This is a genomic window from Qipengyuania xiapuensis (assembly GCF_019711395.1).
GTDB classification, from domain to species: domain Bacteria; phylum Pseudomonadota; class Alphaproteobacteria; order Sphingomonadales; family Sphingomonadaceae; genus Qipengyuania; species Qipengyuania xiapuensis.
This window is the reverse complement of sequence record NZ_JAIGNL010000001.1, coordinates 484,184-501,737: the sequence shown is the minus strand read 5'-3', so window position 1 is coordinate 501,737 and position 17,554 is coordinate 484,184. Positions and strand designations below refer to the sequence as shown.

14 protein-coding genes are annotated in these 17,554 nt (G+C 55.8%); 8 read left to right on the top strand and 6 right to left on the bottom strand.

The features are described from left to right. Nucleotides 1–79: 79 nt before the first annotated feature. Nucleotides 80–1,117: a GTP 3',8-cyclase MoaA gene (gene moaA, locus K3163_RS02455; protein WP_221551820.1), complete on the top strand. Its 1,038-nt coding sequence runs from the start codon at nt 80–82 to the stop codon at nt 1,115–1,117. 12 nt (nt 1,118–1,129) lie between these two features. Then, nucleotides 1,130–2,314: a molybdopterin molybdotransferase MoeA gene (locus tag K3163_RS02450; RefSeq protein ID WP_221551811.1), complete on the top strand. Its 1,185-nt coding sequence runs from the start codon at nt 1,130–1,132 to the stop codon at nt 2,312–2,314. Nucleotides 2,315–2,565: 251 nt separating this feature from the next. Here the strand turns inward: K3163_RS02450 and K3163_RS02445 are convergent, their stop codons facing one another. Continuing rightward, entirely contained in the window at nt 2,566–3,030 is a 465-nt protein-coding gene (locus tag K3163_RS02445; RefSeq protein WP_221551809.1) for a GIY-YIG nuclease family protein, read from the bottom strand. A 93-nt stretch (nt 3,031–3,123) separates the two neighbouring features. Between K3163_RS02445 and K3163_RS13605 the strand changes: the two genes are divergently transcribed. Genes K3163_RS13605 through K3163_RS02430 form a run of 3 tightly spaced genes read left to right on the top strand, consistent with a single transcriptional unit; the run spans nt 3,124 to nt 8,155 of the window. Beyond that, the gene (locus tag K3163_RS13605) at nt 3,124–6,408 is read left to right on the top strand and encodes an AAA family ATPase (protein WP_221551807.1); all 3,285 of its coding nucleotides are present in this window, start codon (nt 3,124–3,126) and stop codon (nt 6,406–6,408) included. Continuing rightward, complete coding sequence (locus tag K3163_RS02435) at nt 6,405–7,724, top strand: McrC family protein (RefSeq protein ID WP_221551805.1); 1,320 nt, start codon at nt 6,405–6,407, stop codon at nt 7,722–7,724. Before K3163_RS13605 ends, K3163_RS02435 begins: the two co-directional genes overlap by 4 nt. Then, nucleotides 7,721–8,155 (top strand): DUF3293 domain-containing protein, encoded by a 435-nt coding sequence (locus tag K3163_RS02430; protein ID WP_221551803.1) that lies wholly within the window; start codon nt 7,721–7,723, stop codon nt 8,153–8,155. Before K3163_RS02435 ends, K3163_RS02430 begins: the two co-directional genes overlap by 4 nt. Before the next feature lie 5 nt (nt 8,156–8,160). Here K3163_RS02430 and K3163_RS02425 read toward each other — a convergent pair whose 3' ends face one another. The 3 genes from K3163_RS02425 to K3163_RS02415 all read right to left on the bottom strand — a co-directional run bounded on the left by K3163_RS02425 (nt 8,161) and on the right by K3163_RS02415 (nt 12,884). Then, complete coding sequence (locus K3163_RS02425; RefSeq protein ID WP_221551793.1) at nt 8,161–8,484, bottom strand: DUF4357 domain-containing protein; 324 nt, start codon at nt 8,482–8,484, stop codon at nt 8,161–8,163. A gap of 249 nt (nt 8,485–8,733) precedes the next feature. Beyond that, on the bottom strand, nt 8,734–12,114 hold the full coding sequence (locus tag K3163_RS02420; protein WP_221551786.1) for a TM0106 family RecB-like putative nuclease: 3,381 nt from the start codon (nt 12,112–12,114) through the stop codon (nt 8,734–8,736). Nucleotides 12,115–12,227: 113 nt separating this feature from the next. Continuing rightward, nucleotides 12,228–12,884 (bottom strand): hypothetical protein, encoded by a 657-nt coding sequence (locus K3163_RS02415; RefSeq protein ID WP_221551784.1) that lies wholly within the window; start codon nt 12,882–12,884, stop codon nt 12,228–12,230. Between the two features lie 220 nt (nt 12,885–13,104). Here K3163_RS02415 and K3163_RS02410 point away from each other — a divergent pair, with 220 nt between their 5' ends. After that, nucleotides 13,105–13,854: a hypothetical protein gene (locus K3163_RS02410; RefSeq protein ID WP_221551781.1), complete on the top strand. Its 750-nt coding sequence runs from the start codon at nt 13,105–13,107 to the stop codon at nt 13,852–13,854. A gap of 6 nt (nt 13,855–13,860) precedes the next feature. On the opposite strand, the gene K3163_RS02405 is transcribed toward K3163_RS02410, so the two are convergent. Further along, nucleotides 13,861–14,718, bottom strand: coding sequence for a PGN_0703 family putative restriction endonuclease (locus K3163_RS02405; protein WP_221551779.1), 858 nt, complete (start codon nt 14,716–14,718; stop codon nt 13,861–13,863). Then, nucleotides 14,699–15,445 (bottom strand): hypothetical protein, encoded by a 747-nt coding sequence (locus K3163_RS02400; protein ID WP_221551777.1) that lies wholly within the window; start codon nt 15,443–15,445, stop codon nt 14,699–14,701. The genes K3163_RS02405 and K3163_RS02400 overlap by 20 nt, the downstream gene beginning before the upstream one ends. Nucleotides 15,446–15,586: 141 nt before the next feature. On the opposite strand from K3163_RS02400, the gene K3163_RS02395 reads away from it, so the two are divergent. After that, on the top strand, nt 15,587–16,279 hold the full coding sequence (locus K3163_RS02395) for a hypothetical protein (RefSeq protein WP_221551775.1): 693 nt from the start codon (nt 15,587–15,589) through the stop codon (nt 16,277–16,279). Continuing rightward, on the top strand, nt 16,276–17,298 hold the full coding sequence (locus K3163_RS02390; protein WP_221551773.1) for a hypothetical protein: 1,023 nt from the start codon (nt 16,276–16,278) through the stop codon (nt 17,296–17,298). Before K3163_RS02395 ends, K3163_RS02390 begins: the two co-directional genes overlap by 4 nt. Nucleotides 17,299–17,554: the final 256 nt, after the last annotated feature.

Below are 17,554 nucleotides of genomic sequence, written 5' to 3'. Positions count from 1 at the left end.
TAGAGTGCCGACTGTCAATGGATGCAGCTTGCCGAGGATCCGGTGGTCTTCGCGCCTTGCACCGTATAGGAATGCCCCGATGGCGCTGTTTGATCCTCCCTCTCGCGGCGAAGGCCCGGCCGCGATGCCGGTGGAAGGCTCGCTTGCGGACAGCTTCGGGCGGCGCTTTTCCTATCTTCGCGTCTCGCTGACCGAACGCTGCAATTTTCGCTGCACCTACTGCCTGCCGAACGGCTTCGTGAAACAGAAGGGCCTGCCTGCGGAACTCTCGGCAGACGAAATCGCCCGCGCCGTGAGCGCATTCGCTCAGCTCGGCCTCTGGAAGGTGAGGCTGACCGGCGGCGAGCCGACCGTGCGGAGTGATTTTGCCGATATCGCCCAGAGCATCGCGGGCACCGAGGGCATCCGCCGCCTCGCGATGACGACCAATGGCTATCGTCTCGCGGAAAATGCCCCCGAATGGCGAGCGGCGGGGATCGATGCGATCAACATCAGTATCGACACGCTCGACCGCGAAGACTTCGCCCGTGTCACCGGTCATGACCGATTGGACGAGGTCGTAAACGGTGTGGATGCGGCGCTCGATGCCGGCTTCTCCTCGGTCAAAGTCAACAGCGTGCTGCTGCGCGAGCTGCGGGAATCGGGCCTGGACGACATCCTCGCCTTCGTGGCCGAGCGTGACATCGCCTGGCGGTTCATCGAGCTGATGCGTACCAACGACAATGCGCCCTTCCATCGCGAACAGTCTACGCCGGGGCACGCCATCCTTGCGCGGCTGGAGGAAGCGGGCTGGCGCGAATTGCCCCGCGAAGAAGGGGCGGGCCCCTCGCGCGACTTTGTCCATCCCGATTATCGGGGGCGGGTCGGGCTGATCGCTCCCTATGCCGCGGGCTTCTGCGACAACTGCAATCGCTTGCGCCTGTCGAGCCGTGGCAAGCTGCACCTGTGCCTGTTCGGCGATGACGGCCTCGACCTGCGCGACCTCCTCCAGAGCGACGACCAGCAGGACGAGCTGGTCGAACGCATCCTTGCGGCGATGCCCGGAAAGATGCGTGCGCACCGGCTGCATGATGGCAACAGCGGTTCGACCCCGCACCTCGCCTCGATCGGCGGCTAGGAAAGCTGCGGGATGATTTCCTTCGACGAGGCCATCGCGCTTCTTTCCGGCGCCGTCGCCCCTCTCGGCAGCGAGACCGTGCACCTCACCGAGGCGGCAGGACGTTTTCTGTCCGGTGACATCAGCGCTCGCAGCGACGCACCGCGCCGGGACGTTTCAGCGATGGATGGCTACGCGGTCGCGATCGGTACGGTCGAGAACGGCGCGCCATTGCGCGTCGCGGGAGAATCGCGCGCCGGCATGCCCTTCGAAGGTTCGATCGGCGACGGCGAGGCGATCCGCATCTTCACCGGCGCCGCGCTTCCCGAAGGAGCCGACTGCGTCATCATGCAGGAGTACGCGACGCGCGAGGGCGAGCTGGTGCGCTTTTCCGAAGGACACGGACCTGCGCGCCACATCCGCTTTGCGGGTAGCGATTTTAGCGAAGGCGACCGGCTACTGGCAATGGGAGCACGGCTGACCCCGCCGGCGATGATTTCCGCCGCCGCGGCGGATCGCACCACACTCGATGTCGGCAAGCGACCGAAGGTGGCCATCATCGCGACCGGGGATGAGCTTGTTGCGCCCGGCAAGGCTCACGGAAGCGCGCACACCATGCCCGAAACGGCAAGCCACGGCGTCGCGGCCCTGTGCCGCGCCATCAATGCGGAAGTCGTCGCCAGCGCCCACGGCCGCGATAAGCTGGGCGAACTGGAAGAACTCGCTGCAGAGGCGCTTGCAGCGGCAGACTGTGTCGTGGTGATCGGCGGAGCCTCGGTGGGCGATCACGATCTCGCGCGCCCGATGTTCGCCGCACATGAGATGGAGCTGGTTTTTTCACGCATTGCAATCAAGCCGGGCAAGCCCGTGTGGCTGGGCAAGGTCGGCAAGAAAACCGTGCTGGGCCTGCCGGGCAACCCGACCTCGGCGATGGTGACCGCAAGGCTTTTCCTGCGCCCGCTTCTCGCCGCGATGCAGGGTGGCTCGGTCAAGTGTGAGCTGCGCTTCGCACCGCTGCCCCTTGCTGCGCCCGTCGAGGCGACCGGACCGCGCGAAACCTTCCTGCGCGCCGAAATGACCGAAGAAGGCCTCGTGCCCGTGAGCAACCAGCAAAGCGGCGCGCAGCACCCATTGGCGCGATCAGACCGCCTCATCCGCCGCCCGGCAGGCAGCAATGCCGCGAGCGCGGACGATCTGGTGAGCACCATCGATTTCTAGAATTTTCAGTGAAATGGTGCCAGAAGAGAACTCGAAATCATAGCTTAAGCGACTGAATCATCTAATTTTAGTGTCGAGATATCTGTTCGAGACCCCAAATAAGCCCCCAAAAATCATCTATCACAATGATTTTGTTCTCAAAATCTTGCTATAAATGCGCGCCATTGTCCGTATTTGTTCATAGGTGCGCTTTCTACACCTCATTCTCGAGTAGGTCGATTTCCACCTTAGACGGGCATTAAAGCGACAGATCAGCTCGTCGTGAACTCACTCAACGAGGTGCCGAGGCGCATTGCTGCGTAGAGCTCGAATAGGTGCTGCTCGATCGGGCAATCAATTTCGACATAGCGAATTGTCATATTCCGGATTTCTTCACGATGTCGGTCGAATGCCGATCTAAATTCTGGCCGCGTGAGCAGGGCCGCCCTTCCCTCCCCTTTGCGATACGTGGCTTTCAGCCCGAGCTCTTTCCTGGCGCGCTTGAAAGCAAACGAAGCCGAATGATGGCTATTAGCTGTATGAGCTCGAATGCGGCCCTGAAGATTCCTCGTCCGTCCCACATGGCAAGGCTCCCCTTCAGCATCGTAGAAGACATAGATAGCGTGTAGCCCCGCCCACTCCTTTGACGGTCGCAACGGCAAGGGTTCGCCAGACATCAATTTCTGGAAGTGATCCGGCATACGGTCGACCGCTGAATAGAAATCGGCTTCAGACATAAATTCCTCAAAATCAGTTCTGATTCAGTGCGGTATGACCTTGCCGCTAGCACTGGGGTTGGTCTACTCCTTCGGCAACGGAAGGGGGAAGGTTTGGGACGCTTTTTGATCGCTGACCAACGAGAGAGCAGTCAGCGAGATAAAATTCGCGAGATTGCGCTACGTGATTTCGTTTTGCCTTGCATCGATCGAGGCGAAGAAACCTGCGAAATTCGTGCAGGCGACCTCGAGGCTGCCGCTGACCTTAAATCTCGCACCGCAAATGTGTGCGGTGCCATATCAGAACCTCCTTTTCTTGAGGGAGCGGGCGTTCAGCTGATCGGGCCTCGCCCCGCAGACAAGCCCAACGCACTTTTCCAATTTCAAATCTCGGAGTCGCAGGACCTCTCGGTCACTCAGGCCCAAAAGCTGCTCACGATGCTACTGGGCGACGAAGTTAACTCGACCAGTGATACAGTCTGGTGGGAGCTACGAGACGGCCGCCAGATCGCTCTCCAAACTAACAAAGAAGAGCCATGGATTTGGGTGGAGATCACGAATGGCCAGCCACCATTCGATTTCAAACACATTCTCCACCCTCGACTGGTTGATAGGCACGATGGTCTACCTGCAAGGCTTGCCGGGCTTACCAATCAGAAAAATGAGCAAGCCCATAATCACCCTGAGCCAGTTGCCAGCATTCGGCCAACCTCACGCGCCGAGCTCCTCGCGCTCGTGGATTGGTATCTTGGCTCGCGTATTGGATTGGACCCGCAGGGCTTGAGTGAGCTAAGAACTAAGTTTCTGGCTGCATTCCCCGATTTCGAAGAGCTGACCTTTTCCGCCCGAGAAGGGGGGTATTTCGAAGAAGAGCGAAGATATAAACAAGCGCTCATTAATCGCGCAGCAGACATTGTCGGCGAGCCAGGACAGACCACCGAGCAACTAGGTGGCCAGCTTCTCGATCTCATAACGAGCAAGGAATCTGGGCTACTCGGGTGGCGCACCGATGGCAGGATCAAAGCGATCCGCGCCTCACATCCCAATCAGCTAGAAAGAGCGGCTGGCAAGCTCGCTTCATCCACCGCGGACGCGGCTGTTGCACTTTCAGAATTTGTAGACGCCGTGTGGCCATTGCTCGACGAAGGAGCTGACAGCAAGCCCTACAGCGAAAGCCGAAATCTGCCCTCGATGCTATTGGCTCTACTACGTCCAAACGAAGCCTTAGGGATCAATACCACTCCCCTTTGGCGAGCTGGCAAGAAACTGCTTGGTCGCAGCATCTACGGCTTCAATCCTCTTACCCAGGCCGAATACGAAGACGTTCTGCGTTTCGGAACGGAGCTGAAAGATGCGATGAGCGCCTGGGGCTGGCAGCCCCGTGACCTTTGGGACGTTCAAAGCTTCATTTGGGTGGTCTCGCAGAAAGGAAATTTCACCTTGTCGAACGACGAAATCCTAGCCCACTTCGATATCAATCCCTCCTTCAAATCACTTCGTACCGACTGGAGTGACGAAGAGACCGGAGCTTTCTGTGCAATCGCATCAGCCGCTCATGACGCTGGATTAGATTGGTGGTTTATCTCAACGCATCCTTATCAGGCCCGCTTTGGTAGGAAAGCTCCTGGATCAACCAGGGCGGAGGCCGTGCAAGGTTACATCTACCAGTTCCAGGGCAAGCCCTACCTTGAGATAAATGAATCGTCCCACTGCATTGCTCTCGACGCGGACCATGGACATTTGTCAGACGAAAAAGCCCAAGAGCTTGCCGACGCCATAGATAGCTCATCTGATGAGATTGCGGAGTGGAAGGCCCCTATCCCGTCGCGTGAAGGTGCTTGGCCGGACGAGGGAAGCACGGAAGAAGAATCCAAGAGCGAGAGCACTGTGGAGGCTCGGGGCCCGACAAACCTCATTCTATACGGCCCACCTGGAACCGGAAAAACCTATAACACGACCGCTAGAGCCATCGAGCTAATCGACGGTGTGACGAATTTGACTTTTGAGCAAGCCAGGGATCGATACAATGTGTTGAGGGAAGCCGGCCAAATCAGGTTTGTCACTTTCCATCAATCCTACTCCTATGAGGACTTCGTCGAGGGATTGCGTCCTGAGACTGGCGGCAGCGATAACGAAGACAACGAAACTTCGGCTGGTTTCCGCCTCGAACCTCGGGATGGGATCTTCAGAGAAATCTCGAAGCTAGCGGAACAGGCGCGAAAGACCTCCGGGAAGGGTGGCGATTTTGACCTTTCGGGGCGGCAATTCTTCAAGATGTCGCTCGGACGAGCAGGCTCTGAAGACCATATCTATGATGCCGCCATCGAAGGCGGATACATCGTGCTTGGATGGGGCGGAGAAGTCGACTGGTCTGATCCGCGCTATGATGAGTACCAAGCTATTCATGACAAGTGGAATGAGATTGAGCCAGGGACCAGTGGCAATGCTGGCAATATCTCACAGGTCTGGCGTTTCCGCTCGTCCATGAATGTGGGTGACATCGTCATCGTATCGGAAGGAAACTCGAAATTTCGCGCGATCGGTGTGGTCAAAAGCGACTACTACTTCGAACCAACCGATGTTCGAACCTACAATCATCGCCGTGACGTCGACTGGCTCGTTGTGCTTGACGAAGCGCTGCCCGTTGAAACCATCTATGATGGCGCATTCACAATGCAGTCTTGCTACCCTCTCAAGACGGCAAAGGTCAAAAAGGAAGGCGTCGCTCGCCTCTTACCCACTGACGAGCCTACCTACGAAGGCGCACCAGATCAGTTCGTGTTGATCATCGACGAGATCAATCGCGCCAATGTCTCAAAAGTTTTCGGCGAGCTGATCACGCTGCTCGAGCCCGATAAACGCCTCGGCGCAAAGAACGAGCTCAAGGTGAAACTGCCATACTCGGGGGACACCTTCGGAGTGCCCTCTAACCTGCACGTCATTGGCACTATGAACACGGCCGACCGGTCGATCGCTCTCCTAGATACTGCTCTTCGGCGCAGGTTTAGGTTCGAGGAACTCATGCCGCGTCCCCACCTGCTTTCAGCGAACGTTGATGGCATTAATCTTCAGCGTCTCCTGCAGGCACTCAATGATCGTATCGAATACTTGTTCGATCGGGATCATCAGATCGGCCATGCCTACTTCTGGGATTGCAGCTCAAGGGACGATGTCGACGACATCATGCGGAACAAGGTCATTCCGCTCCTTACGGAATATTTCTACGAGGACTGGGAAAGGGTCAGACAAGCCCTCAACGAGACAAGAGACGATGGCTCCTTCATCCGTCGGACCAAGCTTTCAAGCCCATCCGCTGAGAGCGACCAATATGCCTCAGATCGCTACCGGTATGAGGTGAAATTCCCCTTCTCACCCGAAGCCTACGAACAGCTCGCGTGATCATTCGAACGGTCAAAGAATGGGACTACCTCCCAATTGAGCCCAATGGGCCGGATGCCTTTACACGTGCTCATGCAGATCGTGCCGTCGAACTTGCAGCGCTATCAGGTTTGGGCGGATCAGAAGGCGACAGAATACTCATCAATCACCCAGCTAAGCTTCGAGCTCAGCAAACGGTCGGGGTCATAGCAGATGGCGGAATGGCGCTGGAGATCTTACCCAAGATCGAAGGAGCCGAAGCAGATAACGCGGCTCGGAAAAGCCTCATCCATATGCTCTGCGGAGTCCTTGACCTCGAAATAGCGGACGGCGCGGTCACGGATCTCGGATGGCAGAAGGATGATCTGCTGGAGATACTCATCCGTCTTTTTTGCGACCGCCTTTTTGGCGCGGTACATCGAGGTTTGCCCCGCAGATACATTGAACATCGCGACGACCTTCCTGCTCTGCGCGGGCGTCTCGACGCAATCCGTCAATTCTCCACTCTAGCGGCAAATCCCTCGCGCCTCGCTTGTCATTTTGATGAGCTAAGTGCCGATATCGCGCTCAATCAAATCATGAAGGCGGCTGTCGTAAGGCTTGGCAAGATTGCGAAGGCGCAAGAGAACAAGCGACGGCTTTCTGAGCTTCAATTGGCATTTGCAGATGTGTCTGACGTTCCAGTCTCAGCTCTTCGATGGGATCGTGTGGTCATTGACCGGACCAACCGTTCCTGGGCGCAGCTGCTATCGCTGGCAAAACTGCTCCTAGGCGAGCGATTTCAAACGACCAGCCTTGGGAGAGCCCGCGGCTTTTCTCTGCTTTTTGAGATGAACAAGCTGTTCGAAGAATTTGTGGGGCGAGCGCTTCAACGCTCACTACGCGGAACGCCTCTCGGCGTCCGGTTGCAGGGGCCCAGAAGCTACGTTCTTCAGGAAAAGCGCGAAGACGGAAGCGATGCGTTCCGCTTCGCCACCAAGCCTGACATCACGCTTTCGGACAGCTCAGGACACCGATTGATAATCGACACCAAATGGAAACGCCTGAAGGGCGCGATTGATGATCCGAAGCAGGGTGTCAGCCAACAAGATATCTATCAGATGATGGCATATTCTCATGTCTATCAATGCACAGATCTTCTTCTACTTTACCCTCACCATAAAGGGCTCCAGGCAGAAGAAGGTCTTATCGCGGAGCACCGAGTATGCGGGACTGAGAGCACGCGTATATTGATCGGCAGCATCGCGCTTGACGATCCGAGATCGGCACCAGACAAACTGTCCGCACTTCTGGAAATGGTCGGTCTGCGAGATGGCGAGATGGAGAAGGCTGCATGAGTGAGGCAGCTTCTACAAAACTGCCCAAGGAGCTCATCTCAGCATACCAACTTACAGATTACGTTGTCTTCACCGATCCCGAGATCTGGCTCCACATTGAGCACCACAATCCGCAACTCGCGAAGCTACTCTCTGAGCACGGCTGCTCGGCTGCCGCTTTCATCACAGCTTTCAATCCTTTTGGTGAACAGCTGAGTGAGACGGAAAATCAGCAAGCAAATGACCGCCTGGAAGTTCACCTCAAAAAGCTGGAGCTAATTTACTTCGAAGGCGAAGGGCGCGGTTCGGAAGGCGATTGGCCTCCCGAACCGAGTTTCCTCGTTCTCGGAATAGACCGAGAAGAGGCCTCCAACCTGGGTAGAATCTTTCAGCAGAACGCGATTGTCTGGGCGGGCGCCGGGGCCAATCCAGAGCTCATCCTGCTGCGCTAATTCTGTCAAACCTCAGAGAGCTTTTTCCGATCGCCGACGCGGCGCCAGCTCTGCGGACCGCTGCAATTGCCGTCCTTGACTACGCCGCCAGCGATGCTCGGGCTGTTGAAGAGATGATCCTGTGCGAACCGAAGAAGGGTCGGATCCTCATCCTCCACCAAAACTCCGGTGCGGAGAAGGCGATCACGCTCTTCTCGATCGCGCTTCACCTTTGGCGAACCGTCTTTCATCGCAGTCGAACCTGCTCGAACGAGAAAGCCATCCTTTTCAGGCCGACCATAGGCCTGGGCCTTCTCAGGCTGCATCACAAACCAATCTGCATCAGACACTAAACTCATCTCCTCAGGTGGCTCTCAAAAGCCGCCACTCAATCCTCAGCCCTTAGGTGTCGACGTGTGCTGAGCACCGAGTCTCGCTTCCCCGACCTTCGACGTCGTCATATTCAATCAGCTCTCCGCAGATTTCACACCTGATGTCCTCCTTCTTTGCCTTCTCGGACCAGTCCTCCCGCTTGGCATCTTCTTCCTCATCGCGTTCATGTTCTAAGGCCATAAAACCCCTTGTTCTATCTCATGAAATTAATCAGACGACGCCGATTGAAGCCAGGCGAGCGTGTTGACAAGGCGTAGGTGCTCCACTGTCCCCGCCTCGAGTTCCAGTAGACGCGAGTTAGCCAGCACGATCGCCAGGGTTCGGGCTCGCGAAATGGCAACATTCAGCCGGTTCTTCGAATAGAAGAAGTCGACATTTCGCGGCAGGTCCTCCGGCGAGGACGTTGCCATGCTGACGATAACGACCTCTGCTTCTTGTCCCTGAAACTTGTCGACCGTTCCGACGCGCGCACCTTCAGGGAGCGCGGATCGCAATGCATTAACTTGCATATTGAAAGGCGAGACGATGAGGATGTTCTCTAGGCTTAGCTTGCCAGATTGAGCCCGGCGATCGGTGAAACTTTGGCCGAGCAACGATTGCACCAAGCGCACCACTTCTGCCACCTCCTCATCGCTCTGCTGACGACAGCCAAAATGCTCGACGTTGGCCATTCGGATCCCACGGGGAGGCAGTTCGCCCGCTATGTCACCCGTCAGGTGCAAATTCTGAACGGCACAGTCTGGGTGCGAGGTAAGGCGGCCGTCGTAAACTGCTGCCGATATAAATTGCGTTATCTCCGGGTGCATACGCCAACTCGTGTCAAGCAGAACACCACGCTCCGGCGCAATCGTGGCATCGCCTTGGAGCAGATAATCGAGAGCGGACTCTCCGCTTTTTCCTGGATGCGCGCCCTTTATCGGCTGGGCGAGCTGCATTTGATCGCCCACCAAAACGATGTTTTTCGCAGCCGCACCCATCGCCAAAAGGTGCCCCAGAGACACCTGCCCCGCCTCGTCGATAAAGAGGTAGTCGAACCGCTGATCGAGAGCGTCGCGAGCAAAGAGCCAAGCTGTGCCGCCGACGAGATTGTAATCCCCGTCCTCGACAGCCGCATTGTCGAAGACGTCCACAATCATGTCACCGTTCAACAGTGAATCGGGATCGCTCGATGAAGCCTTTTTGCAGCCGTGGATGCCTACGCCTTGTTTAGCAGCAAGCGCCTCAACCTTGCCGAGGAGATTGTTGATGGCTTTATGGCTGTTGGACGAAACCCCGACCTTTTTGCCGGATCTGAGAAGATCGAGAATGACGTGGGCACTGGTATGCGTTTTGCCAGTCCCGGGCGGACCCTGAACGAATAAGAATGAATGATCGAGCGAGCTTACAAGCCGGCTGGTCCCGGTCACCAAGTCTTCGCCCCCTTTAAGCAGCGCACGACCAGGGGCATCCACGTCTGTTCCCTTACCGAACTGAGGAGCCTGCCGCTCGAGTATCGAAGCCAGAGCTTTATAGGGAAGATCGCCGCTTGGACCCGTCGCGCTCCACGCCCTCACGACCCGCTCAACTGCGCTCTCGAGGATGCTGGTATCGATAGGCCAGGTAGGTATTGCTGAGCCAGATTGAGGGAACTCTCCAGCCGCCTTTCCGCGCCTTACGGAGACAAGCCCTTGCTCTTCGTCATAGGAAACAATCTTTCCAAGCCGCTGCTGGGTTGGCGCGTGGAGCACGTCCTTGCCTTCGCGCAGCTTGGTATCCTGAGTTGGAAAGCGATAGGTCGCAATTTGGGATCGCTTGTCATCGACGAGCCAATCATTGCCCGCTGGCTCTAAGCCACCAATACACTCCCCATCATCAATAAGCTCATCGATGTCACGCTCACATCTATCGAAGATCGCCCACTGATCGGGCTTTTGAGACCGCTTATGAAAATCGAGCAGATGGCCTGCAAGCTCCTTTGCCTTTTCTGACAAAGGCACGTCGTCCTTCCGAATAGCTTCTCGAAGTTGCTCCAGCCTCGCTTCATGCTCGAGCGCCTTTTCAGTCTTCTCTGGTTTCGGCTCTGGGCCTGACTTTTCCCACCATTTGAGCTCGGGACGGATAGAGGCCAGCCAATCACGAAGCCCCTCGGTATTCTCGCAGTCCACCTTATTGTAGGCCCAAATGCCGTCGAGCAATACTTGATCGCCAGTCTCTCGCCAGCGGTGATAGTGGACGATCGATTGATCAGCCTTCTTCACATCATCGAGCCGCGTTTCGGCGAAGAAAGTCTCAAGCGTCTTCAGACTCAGATCAGGCTCTGATGTTCGGATGGCTGAGCGCGCTATGGCGTAAAGATCGACGAACTTCTCACCTCTCAGCAGGAAATCGACCTCGGCCTCGCGGCTAGCGAAGGCAGTCGATAAGCGACGAAGAACCGTCACTTCATACGGCGCGTAATGATAGATGTGCGCCTCAGGATGGAGTTTGACGTGGTCGACGAACCAATCCACCATCCGCTCAAAAGCTTCGCGCTCTTCGTCGCGATTGTGAGCCCATTCAAAGCGGAATTGGGGAGTGCCAGCATCATCGCGGAAATGTACGCCCCAGAGATACTCCAATCCGTCCGGGTAAAGCGGATCGCCTTCTAGATCAAAAAAGAGATCATGCGGACTGGGTCTCGGCATGCGCAGGAAGCCGCGTCCAGGTTCGAGATCCAATCTCTCGAATTTAGGCTCGCCATTGCGACGCTCGACCTGCAAGATTGCCTGCGCACGCAAACGTTCGAAAGTCGCCGCCGCCAATTTCGGGATCCGACTATCAGGCGGCAAGGCCGCAAGCGCCTCAACCGTCGAAATCCCTGCGTCGCGCAGTTTCGTAATCTGTGAGGATTGCATGCCTGCGACTTGGCTAAGATGATCCTCGCTCTTCCATTGCTCGGCACAAAGATCACGCCAGCCGCACAGCGAGCAGGCTGAGCACGGTTCAGGCCGCGTCGCCAACACCTCTGTGTCAATAAAACCAAGATAGCGACCACGCGCCACGCGCAGAGTGTGTTCAAATTCAACAGATCGGAACGAGGCCTCTTCCCCGCTGCCAAGAACGAGGTGCATCTCATGGGGCGTCTTGCCTTGCACTCTGCCCACGAGCTCACTGTAAAGCGCGAGTTGAAGGAGGTGCTTGGGGCTCGGTGTACGAGCCAATTTTGTATCTACGACTTCATAGGACCAGGAGCCAAGCTCCGAGGGAACATCCACCCGGCGGAGAAAGTCAGTGAAGCCATGCCATGGCTGTTCGAAAAAAGTGCCCTGGTAGATGACCGGCACCCCGTCATGCATGGCAGCGATCGTTTCTGATTGTTGAGCTTCGAGTGATTGCTTCGAAGATATCTCCGCAACTTCGCCAATCGCATTCAGTGAGCGCAGGTATTGAGCCTCGTGCTCATGGCCAGCGTCTTGGACGAGGACGGCGCTCTCATCATCTGCAGCCTTATCGGGAAGACTGGCGGGATCGAGAAGCTTCTGGCGGTTCAGTGCTACAGCGTGTCGACACCCCATGAAGGTGTTGAGGTCGCTCGCTGAATGGAGAAGTTCACCCTCGTAAAGTCGCATTTAGTTTCCGTTCTGAAGACCGGCAGCTCAGGTCCGGACAATCCATATCTACGACCAGGGGGTGACAAAGACAGTCACTCCCGACAGTTAAGCGACAATGCGATCGTCCCTTGTCACTCGCCTGGGAAAATGACCGTGATTGGCGCGTCGGGGGGAAGGTTTGGGTATCGAGTTTGATCGAATGCCCAATTCCGTAAGAACTCTGTGATCGTTTTACGAGCGGCGCTTCGCGCGAAGTCTTTCGTCTTTCGCGAGCGGGCGAGTTCGGCAAGTATGGGACTAATCTGTTCAAAGGCTCTTTCGCGGGTGCCCATATCCGGAACAAACCAGCAGCTCTCCTTTGCGCCAGCCTTAGTTTTTGATGTATCAATCGCCACCGGAAGGGCCGGCTCTAATTCTGGGACGCGAGCGATAAGCCGGCCATCAACAGCTCTCAGCTTCCAAACTTCTCCCACATGAACCCGGTAAGTTATCTTATAGGGAGCGGTCCAACTGGAGCGCTCTCGGCAATAGGGAAAAGCTTGGCCGAGGATTTGCGGATCGCTCGTCTTGGGAAAATTTCTCCTTCCCGACACGGATGCAACTTCCAGCATTCCTCCTTTGATCCGCAGGACAACGGGAAAGTCTGTGTCCGCAGGAATGCTCTCTTCAGCGACATCGCGGGAGCCGAGAAGATTGGGGGCGTTGAGGGAAAGTGCTAGGACCACGAGACCAGCTCCTAGAACTAGAAATATTCCCAAAGCGCCATTCTTAATCACCTTCTCCCACATACACTGCAACCTCCACAAACTTCCCAATCATCGTTGGAAGGCGCCAAGCCTAAGGTCAAATATAGCTCGACGATTTGTTGTTAGGATTGCAGGCCTAGATTCATACCCGCCCAATCCCGCCTACCAACGCGAGAGACGCACCTTACAGAGATGAAACTCAAAAGAATGTGAAGCCAGGTGAGAGAGTGCATTCGGACCAAACAGGGGCACAGACAAAAGTATGAGATTTACGATACCGAGCGAGACTCCTTCCCCAGAGTTCATCTCAATGTGGCGAGCAGCAGGCGTCCATCTTCAAAGTTTCTTTGAAGGAGGTCTGCAAAGCTGGCTCAAAGCCAACCCTCACCCTCCATTTCTTGAGCACCTATCATTCATCCTTGGCAACCAAGTCTATTTTGTCAGGACCGAGGATGTGGATGACAACGTTGAAGTCCCTGGCACCCGTGCGGGCCTTAGAAAGATTGCTGAGGGCTGGAACGGACACGCGTGCCTGATGCCAATGCTACAAACCGAAAATGGTTGGCGGCCAGTTCAAGAAGACTGGGGTCTTATCGATTTAAGAACCAACCATCCAATCGACCCTCTCACATTGGCGACCCACGAGAAGATCGAAGTGACGGACTGGGAGCTTGCCGATTTTGCTGTAAAGGTGGTTCGTGACTGGCTTGTGGCAGAGGGCCGCTCAATAATGTCAAGCCAGTCAGACCCCGATGTTGAACCAAGTATTTGGTTCGTGGGTGATGAAGGCCCTGAATGGGTCATCGTAAGAGCAGCTAGATACCCTGAAAAGGTAGCGGAAATACCGGATAATTGGACTTCAGTCGCGCGGGAGTGCGCTCACCTGAGCCATCTCGGAAATTTTGCCAATGTTGCTTTTGACTGCGCTGACAACCCGGGTACACCGATTATCCGCGGCGAGGCTGCAGAAGCAGAGTTCGGTGGCCTGCAGCCGCTAAGATGGGAAGGCTAGGCAGAGCTAGGGAGTGAAACGCGACACTAGCCGGCTCGCATGATCTTTCGCTTCTCCTTGCCAAGTTTCGAACCACTCACGATAGCTGCACGCGGCGAACAAAACGTCTTGCCCGGCTGTCTGCAGCTCACTTTGGAAGATGAATAGCTCGTTCCGGTGGAGATCATGCGCGCCCGCCGAGATCTCGCGACCATTGCGCTCAGTTGGCTCAGCAAAGATGTAAAACAAAACCGGCTTTAGCCCCAACCGCCCGGCTTCCGTGCGCAGTCCGTAAGCGTGCTTGATAAGCTGCGCGACGTCGAGATAGCGAAAGTTGATCGAACCCACGCTAATTCCGCGGCGAATCAAGTCGTATTTCCACATGCCTTGGCCCCAGTCATGGCGCTCATAAGCATCAGAAAAACTTGGCTGCTTGGTATCACGAAAAGGTTCGTACCGCTTAGATTCCACCCCAATTAGATACGTCTCAGTTTCTATCGCTGCATCAAGCCAAGGGTGCCGTCCCCCGCGCCATGGGAAGCGCATCTGGCGCTCCACATCTACACGTGTGGCGGGCCAATCCACCCATTCTAATCCAGGCAGAGCCGGGAGTTCGTCCGGCCTTTCAATGAACCAACCAAATGCATTGACTGCGAGCGCCGCGCTGCTTTCCGGACTAGCCAACTTGCCACTTGCAACTTCATTCCCATCGCTTGCGGCTAGGGCGGCGAGACATCTCTCGACCGGAACTCCTGGAAGGAAAACATCATGGTTCACTGCTTCGCCTTCCATGGTGACCTCTTGAAAGGGTGCAAGCAATCCATGTGCTCTGAAGTCTTGGACTTTAGGCGCTGAGAGAATCGCTTCAAGGGGCACCGCATCCATTATTCTCTCGGGTTACGTAAGTTAAATCATCAAGCCGCGACGAGACGTGGAGGTGCCGCACTTCCCAAGCGCTTCGCTTGTTCAATTGGTTGGCGTCTAATGCGGCTTGGGCCATTTTACCCATCGCCATAAGATCAATTTCGAGGTTGCGTAGGATCGCGTGCTTTTCGTCAGGATCGTCGACCACAGCCAAAAACTGTTTCGCATCCGATAAGAGACCGGGCAAGTGACGGCGGATAAACACTGCTCTCTCAATTAGCTCAGGGTTGAGGGTTGAGGGGACCTCGGCCAATTGAAGCAGAGCAGCACAAGCCGCCTGAGCATCAGAAAAATCAGCGCCGGGCAAAATTGCAAAAGCGCGCTTCCAATCATCCGGTGCATCATCATCGATTACCGCGTCAATGTCAGCCGAACGTATGACAGCAGCCTTGCGATCAGAGCCTCCATCAGCAGTACACGCTGCTGACCTCGATGCTTTGCATGTAGAGTTACCCTCCCGAAACCGAGAAACCATCCTAAAAATCGGGAGATAGCTCCCCAGCGCGACAACGAGGAAAAGTAGGGAGGCTTTCGAACCATCGAGGCCCACAATCTGCGGGCCGAGAAAACCTAAACTGCCCGCTAGCAGAAGGGTGATACAAACCCTGACAATCCATTCGATAATGATCTCGCCAAAACAGATAAAGATAAGCGCAGAGACACCCACCAATATTAGCGGAACCGCCATATACCATTCACCTCCATTTCATCGAGAATAGAGCTTGGGGACGACAAAATTAGTCACCCTCCTAAAAGCGACGAAAATTCCTTTGCAATGATCTCAAAACCCGTCTTGAGTTTGGCGGGCACAGATTAGAGGGTGGGCAATTTGACACCTCAAAACATCGACTTGCGGCGCCGTCTGCTTGAGTGGCGTGACGAGCATTCAAGTACTGCAGCGCTAGAGCTAAATCGCCTCTGGCTTGATCTCAAACCGACTATTGCGGAGAAGCTCGCTGGTGTTTCGTGGCGTTCGGCCCTCACCGAACCCAATGGATACATTGTGCGGGAAATTGACCCGCTCCTGACTGAGCACCTGGAACCGAAGATTGCCGATCTGACGAATGCCGCTCGCCAGGATCTGATCAATCTCGCAGAGCGTCACTTTGAGCTAAGCCCCGCTATGTCGCCGAGCAGCGATGAGGAAGATCACATCGAATCCGCGATGGCAGTACTGTCTAGTGTTGCCCCCCTGGCAGGAGGTCTCGCAATGGGCATCGCTCTGCCTAGTTTCGCTGTTGTGTCCGGCACTGCCGCCTTCGGCTTGATAGCAACATCCACGGTGAGTTTGCCGATTGTCGTGGGCGGTGTGGCTGCGGCTGGCACCCTACTTGCCACGGGCGTTGTCAAAACCAGCAAGCTCCACGCCTACAGCGCAGATCGCATGATGAAACGTATTGAGAGCCACGTAAGACGAGCGCTTCTCTCGACCGATCAATCCGTCTCTCCACCTTCGGTCCTGCGACAACTCGATGATGCGTATAAAAATGCCTTCGAGGCGGCTGCAGGAGAGCTATCGTGATTGAAGATACCATTCTTGCCTCCATCCCGCCGGCATTCAGGGCGGAATATGAGGCAGACATCGTTCATCGTGTGGGCATGTTGCTTTTTCGCCGCGGGCAGCCAGGCATCGTGGCTCACCTCGTGGAAACAGGCGCCATGGCTCCGGCCGTCAACGGCCTTGCGTCGCTAAATCCTATCGGTGCGGGCGTCCAACTCGCAGGTCAGGTTGTTGGGCAGGCTATCCAGGTCAAGCAGAATAGTGCGATCGCCGCAGGGATCGACACACTGAAAACGATGGGCCTGTCTAACCTCGCTCTTAGCGGCGTTGGTATCGGCACAACTCTGATAAGCCATGCACTCGTGTCGGAGCGCCTTGAGAGAATTCGCCAAAATGTGGAGTCGATCCAGGAGACTTTGGATCGTGTCTCGCGCAAAATAGAAAGCCTTGAGCTCAAGGCGATCGAACGAGACTTTATTGCTCTCGATACAGCCTGTGAGGTTGCCGAGGAGGCTTGGCTTGCGAACGATAGCACTAGCGAGTGGAAGCGGGCCGCTGACAAGCTTCATGATTTGCAGAAGGTCTTTTTCGTTCGCGCCGAAGACCTACTTGCAGCACGCCGCTATGAAGAGATGGAACCCTTCATCGATGCCTGTGCCCTCGCCGGCACAACCCGAGTTGCCTGCCGTATTGCGACCAACGATTTTGCGTTAGCAATTAAGAACGCCGAACAGCTTGGTGCTCAGCTCGCAGGGCTGATTGAACCAGTTGGAACTCCTGAGTGGATCGAGGAGAAAGCGCGGCAGTCCGCCTTGCGGGTTGGGACGCCCGAATACGTCCTCGCATTTACAGGCCTAAAGGCTGACGCTGATGCGAGAAGAAGCGCCTACCTCGAACGAAGCCAGATCGCGCTCTCGGCACCGCATACACTCTCCCGCATCAAGTCGCTTGGCCTCGATGGCCGAGAATGGTTGGAAAGGGTGCGCTCGGAGGACAGCGAGCCCGTGTTGCTTCTCTCAGGAAATGACGCGGAGACGTAAAACCACTGGACAAGACGCGCCAGAGCGCAAATCGATATGGCAGTAAGATATTGAAAATATTGACAGATGTTGCCAGATTGGTTATATTCGAGCGACGCCGAGCCTAAAGAAGCTGCCTATCTCTTCTTCCATTCCTATCTTCCTCTTTCTTCTCTCTTCCAATCTATCTGCATCAAGCGTGGAGGAGATTTAAGTCTTCGGCGGTGAAAGCAATTTCCCAAGCTCGTCCCTGAATTCTGAGGGCCAGTCCGCAAAC

Coding starts and splice junctions, on each gene's coding strand:
- moaA (WP_221551820.1), top strand. CDS start 80: ATGGCGCTGTTTGATCCTCCCTCTCGCGGCGAAGGCCCGGCCGCGATG.
- K3163_RS02400 (WP_221551777.1), bottom strand. CDS start 15,445: ATGGCGGTTCCGCTAATATTGGTGGGTGTCTCTGCGCTTATCTTTATC.
- K3163_RS02420 (WP_221551786.1), bottom strand. CDS start 12,114: ATGCGACTTTACGAGGGTGAACTTCTCCATTCAGCGAGCGACCTCAAC.
- K3163_RS02450 (WP_221551811.1), top strand. CDS start 1,130: ATGATTTCCTTCGACGAGGCCATCGCGCTTCTTTCCGGCGCCGTCGCC.
- K3163_RS02405 (WP_221551779.1), bottom strand. CDS start 14,718: ATGGATGCGGTGCCCCTTGAAGCGATTCTCTCAGCGCCTAAAGTCCAA.
- K3163_RS02430 (WP_221551803.1), top strand. CDS start 7,721: ATGAGTGAGGCAGCTTCTACAAAACTGCCCAAGGAGCTCATCTCAGCA.
- K3163_RS02410 (WP_221551781.1), top strand. CDS start 13,105: ATGAGATTTACGATACCGAGCGAGACTCCTTCCCCAGAGTTCATCTCA.
- K3163_RS02415 (WP_221551784.1), bottom strand. CDS start 12,884: ATGTGGGAGAAGGTGATTAAGAATGGCGCTTTGGGAATATTTCTAGTT.
- K3163_RS02445 (WP_221551809.1), bottom strand. CDS start 3,030: ATGTCTGAAGCCGATTTCTATTCAGCGGTCGACCGTATGCCGGATCAC.